Below are 12,832 nucleotides of genomic sequence, written 5' to 3' on the forward strand. Positions count from 1 at the left end.
CGATACGACCCATGATCCGCACACGCGCTCCGGCTCAGCCGAAGAAGACGCCGGCCTCCGCGTAGAGCGCCGGGTCGACCGTCTTGAGCTTCGACGTGGCCTCCAGGATCGGCACCCGGACGATGTCCGTCCCCTTCAACGCGACCATCTTGCCGAAGTCGCCGTCACGCACCGCGTCGACGGCGTGCAGCCCGAAGCGGGTGGCCAGCCAGCGGTCGAAGGCGCTGGGGGTGCCGCCGCGCTGGACGTGTCCGAGGACCGTCGTACGGGCCTCCTTGCCGGTCCGCGCCTCGATCTCCTTGGCGAGCCACTCGCCGACGCCCGAGAGCCGCACGTGTCCGAAGGAGTCCGTCGTGGCGTCCTTGAGCACCAGTTCGCCGTCCGTGGGCATCGCGCCCTCGGCGACGACCACGATCGGCGCGTAGCTCGCCTTGAAGCGGGAGGTGACCCAGGCGCAGACCTGGTCCACGTCGAAGCGCTGCTCGGGGAGGAGGATGACATTGGCCCCGCCGGCCAGGCCGGAATGGAGGGCGATCCAGCCCGCGTGGCGCCCCATGACCTCGACGACCAGCACCCGCATGTGCGACTCGGCCGTGGTGTGGAGCCGGTCGATGGCCTCGGTCGCGATGCCGACGGCCGTGTCGAAGCCGAAGGTGTAGTCGGTGGCCGAGAGGTCGTTGTCGATGGTCTTCGGCACTCCCACACAGGGGATGCCGTACTCCTCGTACAGCTTGGCGGCGACCCCGAGGGTGTCCTCGCCGCCGATCGCGACGAGGGCGTCGACCTCGAACTTCGCGAGGTTCTCCTTGATCCGGCGGACCCCGTTCTCCAGCTTGAACGGGTTGGTGCGCGAGGAGCCGAGGATGGTCCCGCCACGCGGCAGGATCCCGCGCACGGCCGGGATGCCGAGCGGCACCGTGTCCCCGGTGACCGCGCCGCGCCAGCCGTCCTTGAAGCCGAGGAACTCGTACTGGTACTCCTGCACGCCCTTGCGGACGACGGCCCGGATGACCGCGTTGAGCCCGGGGCAGTCTCCGCCGCCCGTCAACACTCCGACCTTCATGGAATCTCCCTTCGGCAAAGGGCCCACTGAGCCCAATGAGCCCGCACGACCGTCACGCTAGTGGTGACTCAGGTCACATCAATATGCCGGGAAGAGGCAATTCCGGTGGATTCAGGGGGCGTTACCGCACACCCGTTCACTCGAACGGGGACCATGCGCGAGGGGACCGCGTGTACGAGGCCGCGGGTACGGCACTACGCGTCGTCCAGGCCGCGCTCTATGGCGTACCGGACGAGCTCCACCCGGTTGTGCAGTTGGAGCTTGCCCAGGGTGTTCTGGACGTGGTTCTGCACCGTGCGGTGGGAGATGACCAGCCGCTCCGCGATCTGCTTGTACGAGAGCCCCTTGGCCACCAGCCGCAGCACCTCGGTCTCCCGGTCGGTCAGCTGCGGGGCCTTGGGCTCGTTGGCGGCGGCCGGTGCCGGGTCGGTGGCCAGCCGGCGGTACTCGCCGAGGACGAGACCGGCGAGGCCGGGGGTGAACACCGGGTCGCCGGCGGCCGTGCGGCGGACGGCGTCGATGAGCTCCGCGGCCCCGGCGGACTTCAGCAGGTAGCCGGTCGCGCCCGACTTCACCGCCTCCAGGACGTCGGCGTGCTCGCCGCTCGCGGAGAGCACGAGCACGCGCAGGGCCGGGTCGGCGCCGACCAGTTCCTTGCAGACCCGCACGCCGGGCATGCCGGGCAGGTTGAGGTCGAGGACCAGGACGTGCGGGGCGGCGGCGTGGGCGCGGCGGACCGCCTCCGGGCCGTCGCCGGCGGTGGCCACGACGTCGAAGCCTGCGGCGGCCAGGTCACGGGCGACCGCGTCCCGCCACATCGGGTGGTCGTCGACGACCATCACCTTGATGGCGCTGAGCTCATTGGGCTCGTTGGGATCGGTCACTGGGTTCTCCCCCTCGGTACTTTCAGTTCCACTTCGGTGCCCTGTCCGGGGACGGACACCAGCTCGGCGGTGCCGCCGAGATCACGCAGCCGGCCCCGGATCGACAGGGCGACGCCCATCCTGCCCTCGCCCTCCGCCTGGTCCAGCCGACCGGCCGGGATGCCGGGGCCGTCGTCGCGAACGGTGACGATGACCTCGTCGCCCCAGTCCTCGACCAGGATCCAGGCCCGGGCGTCCTCCCCCGCGTGCTTGCGCACGTTGTCGAGGGCGGCCCCGACCGCCGCCGCCAGCTCCCGCGCCGCGGGCGCCGGGAGCGGCACCGGGGTGCCCGGCTCGGCGAAGCTCACCTTGGAGCCGGCGTGGGGGGCGAGGAGGCCGCGCAGGTCCAGCTCGCCGTTCCCGTCGGCCGGCTCCTCGTCGTCGTAGGAGTCCACGAGCGCGCCGAGCGACTCGTCGCGGGAGATCCGGGAGGTGGGCACGAGCCCGCTGGAGACCAGGGTGCGCAGGGCCACCTCCTGCTCCCCCGCCATCCGGCCCAGGTCGGCCGCCTCGCCGCCCAGTTCGGTGCCGCGCCGTTGGACCATCGCGAGGACCTGGAGGACCCCGTCGTGGATGTCGCGGGCCAGGCGCTCGCGTTCACGGGTGGCGGCCTCGATCTCCAGGGCGCGGGCCAGCGTGGCCTCACTGGCCCGGGCGACCTCGACCACATAGCCGATGGCGATGGAGGCGACCCAGACCAGCAGGACGTTGTGGAGGGTGTCGCGGGTGGGATCGCCGCCGTGGACCACGATGTTGGCGGCGGCCACGAAGGTGGAGGCGAAGCCGGCCCACCGCCAGCCGCCCTTGAGGGCGAAGGCGAGGACCGAGCCGGCCGTCCAGATGCTGGGGAGCGTGGGGCCGCCGCCCGCGATCCGCTCCGCGTCGTCGGCGAGCGGGGTGAGCAGGATCCCGGCGATGGCGACGCCGAGGTCGGCGCCGAGGAAGGGCTTGGTGCAGCTCGCCGCGTTGGCCACCCGGCGGTGGGTGGCCAACGTCCAGACGGCGAGGACCGCGAGGTAGCCGACCGCGACGCCGGGGTGATCGAACTCCTTGTACGCGGAGGCGAACAGCAGCACCGCGTAGACCATGGTCAGCAGCCGGTAGCCGGTCAGGGCCCGCCACAGCGGCTGCTCGACCGACATGCGCACGACGCGCTCGCGCTTCGCCATCTCCCCCACCCCGTACGGGCGGTGTCGCCCGCCCCGCTACTCCGTGCCCTGCTCGCCCTTGTCCGCCTTCTCGGCCTTGGCGGCCTTCTCGGCGTCCGCGATCTGCCGCTTGGCGGCCGTCGCGTAGATGTCGACGTACTCCTGGCCCGAGAGCTTCATGATCTCGTACATGACCTCGTCGGTCACCGAGCGCAGGATGAACCGGTCGCCGTCCATGCCGTGGTAGCGGCTGAAGTCCAGCGGCTTGCCGATCCGGATGCCGGGTCGCATCAGCTTGGGCACCACCTTGCCGGGCGGCTGGATCTTCTCGGTGTCGATCATCGCGACCGGGATGACCGGGGCTCCGGTGGCGAGCGCCACCCGGGCCAGACCGCCGGGCTTGCCGCGGTAGAGACGGCCGTCGGGTGAACGCGTCCCCTCGGGGTAGATACCGAACAGCTCTCCGCGTTCGATGACGTCGATGCCGCTCTTGATGGCGGCCTCGCCGGCACCTCGCGCGCCGGAGCGGTCCACCGGGAGCTGGCCGACGCCCTTGAAGAAGGCGGCCGTGAGCTTGCCCTTGACGCCGGGGGAGGTGAAGTACTCCGCCTTCGCGATGAAGGTCACCTTCCGATCGAGCACGGCCGGAAGGAAGAAGGAGTCCGAGAAGGACAGGTGGTTGCTCGCGAGGATCGCCGGCCCCTCAGCGGGAATGTTTTCGAGGCCCTCCACCCACGGCCTGAAGGCGAGCTTCAGGGAACCGCCGATCGAGAACTTCATTGCGCCGTAGATCAACTCGAAAGCCTTCCTGTGTCTGTCGAACAGACCTTATCCCCTGGCTCCCCCGGGAGCGGTCCTACGACCCTGGTCGGTACCACCCCGGTCGCGTACGGTGAAGTCACACAGCGCTACGCACCCGTACCCCCTCATCACCCCCTCATCCCCCTCGCCTTCCGATCAACAAGGAGACCCTGGTGCCCGTCCTCCCTGGAGCAGAGCCGTTCCGCCACGAGGGCGGAGAGGTCGGCGTACTGCTCTGCCACGGCTTCACCGGTTCCCCGCAGTCGCTGCGCCCCTGGGCCGAGTACCTGGCCGAGCGGGGGCTGACGGTGTCGCTGCCGTTGCTGCCCGGGCACGGGACGCGTTGGCAGGACATGCAACTCACGGGCTGGCAGGACTGGTACGCCGAGGTCGACCGCGCGCTGCGCGAGCTGCTCGACCGGTGCGAGCAGGTGTTCGTCTTCGGGCTGTCGATGGGCGGCGCGCTGACCCTGCGCCTGGCCGCCAAGCACGGGGACTCGGTCAGCGGCATCGTCCTGGTCAACCCGGCCAACAAGGTGCACGACCCGCTGGCCTTCGCCCTTCCGGTGGCCAAGCACGTCATCCGCTCCACGCCGGGCGTCGCCAACGACATCGCGAAGCCGGGCTCGGTGGAGGTCGGCTACGACCGCGTCCCGACGCGGGCCGCGCATTCGCTGCGCGCGTTCCTGCGCCTGGTGGACGCCGAGTTGCCGCAGGTCACCCAGCCGGTGCTGCTGCTGCACAGCCCGCAGGACCACGTCGTCCCGCCCGTGGACTCGGCGCGGGTGCTGGCCCGGATCTCGTCCACGGACGTGACCGAGACCCTGCTGGAACAGAGCTACCACGTCGCGACGTTGGACCATGACGCGGAGCGGATCTTCGCGGACAGTGTTGCGTTCGTCGGACGGCTCTCGAAGAGCGTCGGCAGGGAGGGGGCGGCCAGCGGTGGCTGAGCACGAGGAGTCGTCCGGGGGTGTTCCCCCGTTGGACGAGGAGGCCGCGTGGGCGGCGATCGTCGCCGGGTACGGGCAGGAACCGCCGGACCCGCCGGGATCCAGACCGTTCCGACCGATCGAGAACCTGATGCTGCCCGAGGAGGACGTCCAGCCGACGCCCCCCTCGGTCGCGAAGCCGCCGGAGAAGGACGCCGGTCCCAAGGACGCCGGTCCCGGTGACCCGCCGGCCCCCGCCGGGCCGCTGGGCAGCTCGGTGACCTTCGCGCCGGGCGTGGGCGGGGCGGGCCCCCGGGACCACTCGCCGGTCGAACCGAAGGACGAGGACGTGACGCCCGAGGACCGGGCGGACGAGGGCCATTTCGTACCTCCGGAGCCGGAGCTCCCGGCGGCGGACACCACCTCCAAGTTCGCCTGGCTGGCGGTCGTGGGCGGACCGGTGCTGTTGCTCGTGGCGGTGCTGCTCCAGTGGGAGATGACCTGGTGGCTGACCACCCTGGGCATCGGCGGCTTCCTGGGCGGCTTCGCCACCCTGGTGGCCCGCATGTCGCAGGACGACGATGACGAGGACGACCCGGGGCGCGGAGCGGTCGTCTAGTGCTGTGACCGCCGTCCCTTGCGGATCCGTCGGGGCCCGGCCGGGCCCCGGCGCGACGCCGCCCCGGTACGAGGCACCCGCCGGCATCGCACCCGCCGGCGTCGCACCGGGCGGCTCAGCCCGACGCCGGGCCGGCGCCGAGGCGCAGCGCCGCCAGCACCGGGAGGTGGTCGGTGGCGTCCCTCAGGTCCGCGTCCGTGACCCCGGGAAGGCCCGTCGGGACCCCGCAGCCCAGCACCTCGATCCCCTTCGACGCGAAGACCGCGTCGATCCGCCTCGGCGCCCCGGACCGGAGCCAGGTGTGTTCCCCTCCCCACGGCGCCACGGCCCGGCAGTCCTGGAGTTCCGTCGCCAGCAGGCCGAAGGCGCGGCCCTCCGGGCCTTCGTTGACGTCGCCCGCGGCGATCGCGTACGGGGCGTCCAGGCCCGCCAGCCGCTCCAGCAGCAGCCCCGCGTGTTCCTCCCGTTCCCCCGCGTCCAGCGGCAGGTGCGCGCTGAGCACGCCGACCCTGGTCCCGGGTGCGGGCCCGAAGCGGACGACGGCCGTCGCGAAGCCCCTGCGGTGCAGTCCCGGCCGCAACGGCAGCAGGACGTCCCGGGTGTGCTCCACGTGCGCCCGCAGCGAGCACAGCAGCAGCGGGCCGGCCGCCGTCGCGCCGCCGCCCAGCACCACCAGGTCACACTTCGACGCGAGTCGCGCCGCGTGTTTGCGCCACCGGAAGAAGCGCGGCGCCTCCTGGACGCACACCAGGTCGGGCTCGCACGCACGGATCACGCGGGCGAGCGCGTCCTCGTCGTCGCGCAGCGAGCGAATGTTGTAGCTGAGCACCCGGATCACGGCTGAACCGTCGGGCTCCGTATGCGACTTCGGCAGGTCCATGCCCCGCAAGATACGCAGCCGCCCGCCGCTCCCACAGGGGGCGCGGCGGGCAGCGGAGGGAACCGGGTGCGTCAGCCCTGGCGGGCGAGGTCGGCCGCGCCGACCATGCCGGCCTTGCCGCCGAGCTGTGCGGCGAGGACCTGCGCGTGCGGGCGCCAGGCGCCGCCGATCAGCCAGCGCTTGAAGGACTTGCGGATCGGGTCCAGGACGAGGTCGCCCTCGTCGGAGACACCGCCGCCGACGATGAACGCGGACGGGTCGAACAGGGACGCCAGGTCGGCCAGCCCCGCGCCGGCCCAGCGGGCCAGCTCGCGGAAGGAGTCGATGGCGACCAGGTCGCCGGCCCGGGCCGCCTCGCTGATGTGCTTGCCCTCGATGCCCTCGGGGGTGCCGTCGCCGAGCGCGAGCAGGGTCGTCGCGTTCTCGGGGGTGGCGTTGGCGCGCTGCCTGGCGTACCGGACGAGCGCGCGCCCGGAGGCGTACTGCTCCCAGCAGCCCTGGCTGCCGCATCCGCACAGCAGGCCGTCCGGGACGACCCGGATGTGGCCGAACTCGGCGGCGACGCCGAAGCGTCCGCGCCGCAGCTTGTTGCCGATGATGATGCCGCCGCCGAGGCCCGTGCCGAGCGTGATGCAGATGACGTCGTCGTGGCCCTGGCCGGCGCCGAAGCGGTACTCGCCCCAGGCCGCGCAGTTCGCGTCGTTCTCGACGACGACCGGCAGGCCGATGCGCTGCTCGACCTTGTCCTTGAGCGGCTCGTGGCGCCAGTTGATGTTCGGCGCGAAGAGCACGGTGGCGCGCTTGTCGTCCACGTATCCGGCGGCGCCGATGCCGACGGCCTCGATGGTGTGATTGCTGCTGACCTCGGACACGGCGGCGCAGATCGCGTCCGTCACCCCGTCCGCGGTCGGCGGGGTGGGCACCTTGTACGTCTCAAGGATGGTGCCCTCTTCGTCGACCACGCCGGCCGCGATCTTCGTGCCGCCGATGTCGACGCCGATGGTGAGTCCCATTAGTCCCTCGGTTTCCGGTCAAACCCCGCCACGGCCCACCGTACCCGAGCGCGACGGAGGATCAGTCGAGATCGATCCGCCCGGAAGGGCCGGAATCGGGACCTTCTTCCCGGTCGTCGCGTCCGGCGCCGGGGGTGCCGGGCGCGCTCTCCCCGCGGGGGCCGGGAGCGGACGGCGCGGTCTCGTCGCGGGTCCAGCGGCGCTCGTGGCCCTCGACGGCCGACCGGTAGGCGGCGAGCAGCTCGGAGCCGGCCGCCGCGAGGTGGTCGAAGACCTCGGGGTTGCGTTCGATCACGGGCTTGGCGGCGGTCTTGGCCTGGGTGACGAACTGGCGCACGGCGCCCTGGGCGGTGGCGCCGAGCAGCGGGTTGTTCAGGGCGGAGACCTTGTCGGCGACGGCTTCGAAGAGCTTGAACAGCTCCTCGGCGGCGCTGCCGGTGCCCGCCTGGCCCTGCCCCGCCCTGCGGCGCTCCTTCTCCGCTGCGAGGTCCTCGGCGCAGGCCTTGGCCCAGGCGTCGTCGTCGATGGGGCGGTCGGTGGCCTCGCTCATGGCGGACTCCTGCGGCGGATGCGGGACGTACGGGACGGACTACCTTCGACGGTACCCGAACGGTGGTACGGGCCTCAGCGCTCGCGGGGCCACAGCTGCGGGTCCGGGGTGAAGCGGACGCGCAGCTCGCCGTCGGTCAGGGCCGCGCCGGAGACGGTGCAGCGCCGGAGCGCCGACGGCAGCGAAACGATCCTGCGGTACGGGCCGGCCGTGAGCAGCAGTTCGTCGCCGCGCCGGATCAGGTCCAGGTCGGACTTGCGGGCGCCGGGCAGCGGCACGGCCCAGACCAGCACCCCGTCCTCGGCGAGTCGGTCCTCGACGGCCCAGGCACGGCGGTACACGGCGGCCTCCCGGGGGGCGATGCCGTCGGTGTCGGCGAGCAGGCTCAGGTCCCGCAGATCGCGGGGGTCGCGACCGAGGTGCGCGAGCGGGACCACGGTCAGCTCGGCGGCCCACTGGTCGGTGTGCTTGCCCTGTCGGGCGGCGAGGTCGGCGACCCACGGGTCGGCGGAGCCCCGCGGGACCGTCCGGTTCGCGACGAGGGAGGCGACCGGGAGCCGGTGCAGGGCGAGCCCGAGCCGGCCGGTGCGCAGCGCGTCGTCGGATGCGGGTCCGGGCTCGGCCACCAGGCGCAGCTCGGTCGCGGGGGACTCGACGACGGCCTCGACGGCGGCCAGTTCCTCGTCCCAGCGGGCGGCCGCCTCGTACAGCCACTGCGCGGGCATGGGCACCCCGGCGAGCTGGGCGAGGACGGGGCGCAGGGCTCGGGCCGCCTGCCGCTCCGCGGGGAGCAGCCGGGCGAGGTAGCGGCGCAGTTGGGCGGGGAGCGCGAGGGTGGCGATCGCCTGGTGCAGCGGGGGCATGTCCACGATCAGGAGATCGACGCCGGGGGCCGAGGCGGCTCGACGCAGGGCCCTGAGCAGGGCGAACTGTTCGGCGCCGGGCAGTTCGGTGAGTTCCTCCGACCCGAGGGGCCGTCCGCCGAGCATCCCGAGCAGGGAGGCGCCCCGCTCCTGGAGGGTGACGAGCTCGGCCCGGAACTCCTCGCCGGAGTCGATCCGCGCGGCCCGGATCCCGTGGGCGACGGGGACGGCCCTCAGCCCGGGCACGACCTCCGCGGCAGGGCCGGTGGTGGGCCCGAGCAGCTCGACCAGGCGGTCGTCGGGGGTGCCGGGGTCACCTGACAGCAGCAGGACGCGGCGCCCCTGCCGCGCGGCGGCGAGGGCGGTGGCCGCGGCCACGGTGGTGCGACCGGCTCCGCCGGGGCCGGTGATCAGCAGGGTGTGCATGGTGCGGTGCTCCTGTGAGGGGGTACGGGCCGGGCTCCGCCCGGGGTGCGCCCTCCGGCGGGGCTCCGTACCGGGCCTCGCGCCTCGAACGCCGGCGTGGCCGAAGTCGCCCGGCTCCGGCGTGCGCTCAGGCGGATTCGACGCGCTTCTTCAGGCCCGCCAGGGCGCGGTCGATGATGACCTTCTCGGCCTTGCGCTTGATCATGCCGAGCATCGGGATCTTGACGTCCACGGTCAGCTGGTAGGTGACCTCGGTGCGCTTGCCGCCGTCCAGCGGGGCGAGCCGGTACGAGCCGTCGAGCTGGCGGAGCATCTGCGACTTGTCCAGCGTCCAGCTGACCTCGTCGGCGCCCGTCCAGGAGTAGGCGAGCGTGTGGTCGTCCTTGATCGCGCCGGCGTCGAGCAGCAGACGGACCTTCTCGGCGCGGCCCGCGGCGTCGGTGGCCAGCACCTCGGCCTCCTTCACCTCGCCGGTCCACTCGGGGTAGCGTGCGAAGTCGGCGATCACGGCCATGACCTCGGCCGGGGCCGCCTCGATCGTGATGCTCGAGCTGGTGTGTTCCGCCATCGCGGTCGCTCCTCCGGGGACTGTTCGACAAGTGTGCGGGGGCCTCCGGCCGCCGCGTGAAGGCTACCGCGCGTGCGGGCCCGGCCACTCCAGTGCCTCCCCGGTCCCGCGGTGCCGGCCGTACCGGCCGTCGGCGCGGGTAGCGCGGGCGGCACAAGTGGCACGGGCGGCGCGGACGGCGCGGGATCGAACGGCTCGACTCACCACTCCATCGCCCACGGCCGTCCCGTGGAGGCGAAGTGCCCCACGTTCACGCACTCCGTCGCCCCGATCCGCATCCGCCGAGCCATCGGCTGGTGCACGTGCCCGAACAGCGCGTACCTCGGGCGGGTTCGCCGGATCGCCTCCAACAGGGCCTCGCTGCCCCGCTCGAACCGCCTGGCCACCGTGTCGTAGCAGAGCTCCGGCACCTCCGGCGGAATGTGCGAGCAGAGCACGTCCACCTCGCCCAGGGCCTCCACCTTGGCCGCGTACTCCTCGGGGTCCACCTCGTACGGGGTCCGCATGGGCGAGGGCAGTCCGCCGCCCACGAAGCCGAAGACCCGGCCGCCGATCTCCACCCGCTGGCCGTCGAGCACGGTCGTGCCCGGTCCCGCGTACTGCGGCCACAGGCCCGGCATGTCGACGTTGCCGTAGGTGGCGTACGTGGGATTCGGGAACGCCGCGAACATCTCGGCGTACTGGCGTCGCACCGCCCCCTCGATCAGCGCCTCCCGATCGAGCCCGGCCCACAGCCGCCGGCCGAGATCGCGCGCTTCCCCGTAGCGGCGGGCGGTGCGCAGCTCCACGATCCGATCGGCGTTCTCGACTCCGAACAGATCGGGGAAGATGCCGCGCGAGTGGTCCGCGTAGTCGAGGAAGAGCACCAGGTCACCGAGGCAGATCAGGGCGTCGGCGCCCTCTCCGGCCCGTGCGAGCGCCTCGACGTTGCCGTGGACGTCACTGACGACATGAACCCGCGTACGACTCTCCCTGCCCACCATGCCGCCACCCTAGGGGCGCCCGGGCCCGACGGGTAGGGGCAGCCCCGCGGCCGGCGGACCTGCGGTTACTTCCGAGTCGTCGACGGGGTCGACTAGTGTCGGCTCGGCACGTCCGTGTCGTGTGACGCATGGAACATCTGGCCGGTTCCCCCTATCCGGAACCCACTACCGGTGGGTAACGTCCGGTCGGTCCACATGGTGGCGATGGCGCCCAGAGGAGCAGCAGTCTTGCGCGAGTTCAGCCTTCCGGCCCTGTACGAGGTCCCGTCGGACGGGAACCTGACGGATCTCATCCGCCGCAACGCCGCTCAGCATCCCGACGTCGCCGTCATGAGCCGCAAGGTGGACGGCAGATGGCAGGACGTGAGCGCGACCGAGTTCCTGGCCGAGGTCAGAGCCACGGCCAAGGGTCTGATCGCGTCCGGCATCCGACCCGGTGAGCGGGTGGCCCTGATTTCCCGCACCCGGTACGAGTGGGTGCTGTTCGACTTCGCCATCTGGACCGCGGGCGGCGTCACGGTGCCGGTCTACGAGACCAGCTCCCCCGAGCAGATCCAGTGGATCCTCGGTGACTCCGGCGCGGCGGCCGTCGTCGTCGAGAGCCCCGGCCACAGTGCGACGGTGGCCGGTCTGCGCGACAGGCTGCCGGAGCTGCGCGAGGTCTGGGAGATCGAGCAGGGCGCCCCCGCCGCGCTCCGCGCCGCCGGCGCCGGGGTCACGGACGCCGAGGTCGACGAGCGCACCGCCCTGGCGAACGCCGACGACCCGGCGACCATCGTCTACACCTCGGGCACCACGGGCCGCCCCAAGGGCTGCGTGCTGACGCACCGCAACTTCTTCGCGGAGTGCGGCAACATCGTCGAGCGGCTCGGCCCGCTCTTCCGCACCGGCGAGTGCTCCGTGCTGCTCTTCCTGCCGGCCGCGCACGTCTTCGGGCGCCTGGTGGAGGTGGCGGCCGTCCTGGCGCCGATCCGGCTGGGCTGCGTACCGGACATCAAGAACCTCACCGACGAACTCCAGTCGTTCCGGCCCACGCTGATCCTCGGCGTGCCGCGCGTCTTCGAGAAGGTCTACAACTCGGCCCGCGCCAAGGCCCAGGCCGACGGCAAGGGCCGGATCTTCGACGCGGCGGCCGAGACGGCCATCGCGTACAGCCGTGCGCAGGACGCCCCGGGCGGCCCCGGCCTCGGCCTGCGGCTCAAGCACAAGTTGTTCTCGAAGCTGGTCTACAGCAAGCTGCACACGGTCCTCGGCGGGCGCGGCGAGTACGCGATCTCCGGCGGCGCCCCCCTGGGCGAGCGGCTCGGCCACTTCTTCCGCGGCATCGGCTTCACGGTGCTGGAGGGCTACGGCCTGACCGAGACCTGCGCGGCCACGGCCTTCAACCCGTGGGACCGCCAGAAGATCGGTTCGGTCGGTCAGCCGCTCCCGGGCTCCGTGGTGCGCATCGCCGACGACGGCGAGGTGCTGCTGCACGGCGAGCACATCTTCAAGGAGTACTGGAAGAACGAGACGGCGACCGCCGAGGCGCTCACCGACGGCTGGTTCCACACCGGCGACGTCGGCACCCTCGACGAGGACGGCTACCTCGCGATCACCGGGCGCAAGAAGGAACTCATCGTCACGGCGGGCGGCAAGAACGTGGCGCCCGCGGTGATCGAGGACCGCATCCGTGCCCACGCGCTGGTCGCGGAGTGCATGGTGGTGGGCGACGCCCGGCCGTTCGTGGCCGCGCTGGTCACCATCGACGAGGAGTTCCTGGGCCGCTGGGCCGCCGAGAACGGCAAGCCGGCCGGTGTGACGGCGGCGGAGCTGCGCGAGGACGCGGATCTGATCGCCGCCGTCCAGAAGGCCGTGGACGACGGCAACGCGGCGGTTTCCAAGGCGGAATCGGTGCGGAAATTCCGCATTCTGCCCTCCCAGTTCACGGAGGAGTCGGGCCACATCACGCCGTCGCTGAAGCTCAAGCGGAACGTGGTGGCGAAGGACTACGCGGACGAGATCGAGGCGCTGTACCGGGGCTGATCCCCCGTGTTCCCGGGGCCCCGACCGGAGTGGGTTCG

Annotated in this window: 13 protein-coding genes; 3 read left to right on the forward strand and 10 right to left on the reverse strand. The window is 72.4% G+C overall.

The genetic code is table 11. The features are described from left to right. Nucleotides 1-34 precede the first annotated feature (34 nt). The 4 genes from ACFYW3_RS05810 to ACFYW3_RS05825 form a co-directional block, all read right to left on the reverse strand. Nucleotides 35-1,063: a 6-phosphofructokinase gene (locus tag ACFYW3_RS05810; RefSeq protein WP_351750099.1), complete on the reverse strand. Its 1,029-nt coding sequence runs from the start codon at nucleotides 1,061-1,063 to the stop codon at nucleotides 35-37. Nucleotides 1,064-1,257: 194 nt separating this feature from the next. Next, a complete protein-coding gene (locus ACFYW3_RS05815) occupies nucleotides 1,258-1,902 on the reverse strand; it encodes a response regulator transcription factor (RefSeq protein ID WP_053676133.1) in 645 nt (214 codons plus the stop codon). Nucleotides 1,903-1,943: 41 nt separating this feature from the next. Continuing rightward, nucleotides 1,944-3,155 carry a MacS family sensor histidine kinase gene (gene macS, locus ACFYW3_RS05820; protein WP_389385660.1) on the reverse strand — a complete coding sequence of 404 codons (1,212 nt, stop codon included), beginning with the start codon at nucleotides 3,153-3,155 and terminating at the stop codon, nucleotides 1,944-1,946. Nucleotides 3,156-3,191: 36 nt separating this feature from the next. Next, nucleotides 3,192-3,914 (reverse strand): lysophospholipid acyltransferase family protein, encoded by a 723-nt coding sequence (locus ACFYW3_RS05825; protein ID WP_351750175.1) that lies wholly within the window; start codon nucleotides 3,912-3,914, stop codon nucleotides 3,192-3,194. 194 nt (nucleotides 3,915-4,108) lie between these two features. Between ACFYW3_RS05825 and ACFYW3_RS05830 the strand changes: the two genes are divergently transcribed. Both ACFYW3_RS05830 and ACFYW3_RS05835 read left to right on the forward strand, forming a co-directional pair. Beyond that, entirely contained in the window at nucleotides 4,109-4,888 is a 780-nt protein-coding gene (locus ACFYW3_RS05830) for an alpha/beta fold hydrolase (protein WP_329445775.1), read from the forward strand. Next, nucleotides 4,881-5,486: a hypothetical protein gene (locus ACFYW3_RS05835; protein WP_351750101.1), complete on the forward strand. Its 606-nt coding sequence runs from the start codon at nucleotides 4,881-4,883 to the stop codon at nucleotides 5,484-5,486. Before ACFYW3_RS05830 ends, ACFYW3_RS05835 begins: the two co-directional genes overlap by 8 nt. A 115-nt stretch (nucleotides 5,487-5,601) precedes the next feature. Here the strand turns inward: ACFYW3_RS05835 and ACFYW3_RS05840 are convergent, their stop codons facing one another. The 6 genes from ACFYW3_RS05840 to ACFYW3_RS05865 all read right to left on the reverse strand — a co-directional run bounded on the left by ACFYW3_RS05840 (nucleotide 5,602) and on the right by ACFYW3_RS05865 (nucleotide 10,769). Next, entirely contained in the window at nucleotides 5,602-6,366 is a 765-nt protein-coding gene (locus ACFYW3_RS05840; RefSeq protein WP_389385661.1) for an endonuclease/exonuclease/phosphatase family protein, read from the reverse strand. Between the two features lie 71 nt (nucleotides 6,367-6,437). Then, nucleotides 6,438-7,379 (reverse strand): ROK family glucokinase, encoded by a 942-nt coding sequence (locus tag ACFYW3_RS05845; RefSeq protein ID WP_351750103.1) that lies wholly within the window; start codon nucleotides 7,377-7,379, stop codon nucleotides 6,438-6,440. Between the two features lie 61 nt (nucleotides 7,380-7,440). Further along, the gene (locus tag ACFYW3_RS05850; protein WP_389385662.1) at nucleotides 7,441-7,929 is read right to left on the reverse strand and encodes a DUF5304 domain-containing protein; all 489 of its coding nucleotides are present in this window, start codon (nucleotides 7,927-7,929) and stop codon (nucleotides 7,441-7,443) included. Between the two features lie 74 nt (nucleotides 7,930-8,003). Continuing rightward, a complete protein-coding gene (locus ACFYW3_RS05855) occupies nucleotides 8,004-9,218 on the reverse strand; it encodes an ArsA family ATPase (protein ID WP_389385663.1) in 1,215 nt (404 codons plus the stop codon). A 127-nt stretch (nucleotides 9,219-9,345) separates the two neighbouring features. Next, entirely contained in the window at nucleotides 9,346-9,786 is a 441-nt protein-coding gene (locus ACFYW3_RS05860) for an SRPBCC family protein (protein ID WP_351383550.1), read from the reverse strand. A gap of 200 nt (nucleotides 9,787-9,986) precedes the next feature. After that, nucleotides 9,987-10,769: a metallophosphoesterase gene (locus tag ACFYW3_RS05865; protein WP_351750106.1), complete on the reverse strand. Its 783-nt coding sequence runs from the start codon at nucleotides 10,767-10,769 to the stop codon at nucleotides 9,987-9,989. 228 nt (nucleotides 10,770-10,997) lie between these two features. On the opposite strand from ACFYW3_RS05865, the gene ACFYW3_RS05870 reads away from it, so the two are divergent. Continuing rightward, on the forward strand, nucleotides 10,998-12,794 hold the full coding sequence (locus tag ACFYW3_RS05870; RefSeq protein ID WP_351750107.1) for an AMP-dependent synthetase/ligase: 1,797 nt from the start codon (nucleotides 10,998-11,000) through the stop codon (nucleotides 12,792-12,794). Nucleotides 12,795-12,832 lie beyond the last annotated feature (38 nt).

It is taken from the genome of Streptomyces sp. NPDC002602 (genome assembly GCF_042889445.1).
Lineage (GTDB): Bacteria > Actinomycetota > Actinomycetes > Streptomycetales > Streptomycetaceae > Streptomyces.

Excerpts from the sequence above, each read along its gene's own strand:
- ACFYW3_RS05810 (WP_351750099.1), bottom strand. The coding sequence starts at position 1,063 with ATGAAGGTCGGAGTGTTGACGGGCGGCGGAGACTGCCCCGGGCTCAAC.
- ACFYW3_RS05815 (WP_053676133.1), bottom strand. The coding sequence starts at position 1,902 with ATGGTCGTCGACGACCACCCGATGTGGCGGGACGCGGTCGCCCGTGAC.
- macS (WP_389385660.1), bottom strand. The coding sequence starts at position 3,155 with ATGGCGAAGCGCGAGCGCGTCGTGCGCATGTCGGTCGAGCAGCCGCTG.
- ACFYW3_RS05825 (WP_351750175.1), bottom strand. The coding sequence starts at position 3,914 with ATGAAGTTCTCGATCGGCGGTTCCCTGAAGCTCGCCTTCAGGCCGTGG.
- ACFYW3_RS05840 (WP_389385661.1), bottom strand. The coding sequence starts at position 6,366 with ATGGACCTGCCGAAGTCGCATACGGAGCCCGACGGTTCAGCCGTGATC.
- ACFYW3_RS05845 (WP_351750103.1), bottom strand. The coding sequence starts at position 7,379 with ATGGGACTCACCATCGGCGTCGACATCGGCGGCACGAAGATCGCGGCC.
- ACFYW3_RS05850 (WP_389385662.1), bottom strand. The coding sequence starts at position 7,929 with ATGAGCGAGGCCACCGACCGCCCCATCGACGACGACGCCTGGGCCAAG.
- ACFYW3_RS05855 (WP_389385663.1), bottom strand. The coding sequence starts at position 9,218 with ATGCACACCCTGCTGATCACCGGCCCCGGCGGAGCCGGTCGCACCACC.
- ACFYW3_RS05860 (WP_351383550.1), bottom strand. The coding sequence starts at position 9,786 with ATGGCGGAACACACCAGCTCGAGCATCACGATCGAGGCGGCCCCGGCC.
- ACFYW3_RS05865 (WP_351750106.1), bottom strand. The coding sequence starts at position 10,769 with ATGGTGGGCAGGGAGAGTCGTACGCGGGTTCATGTCGTCAGTGACGTC.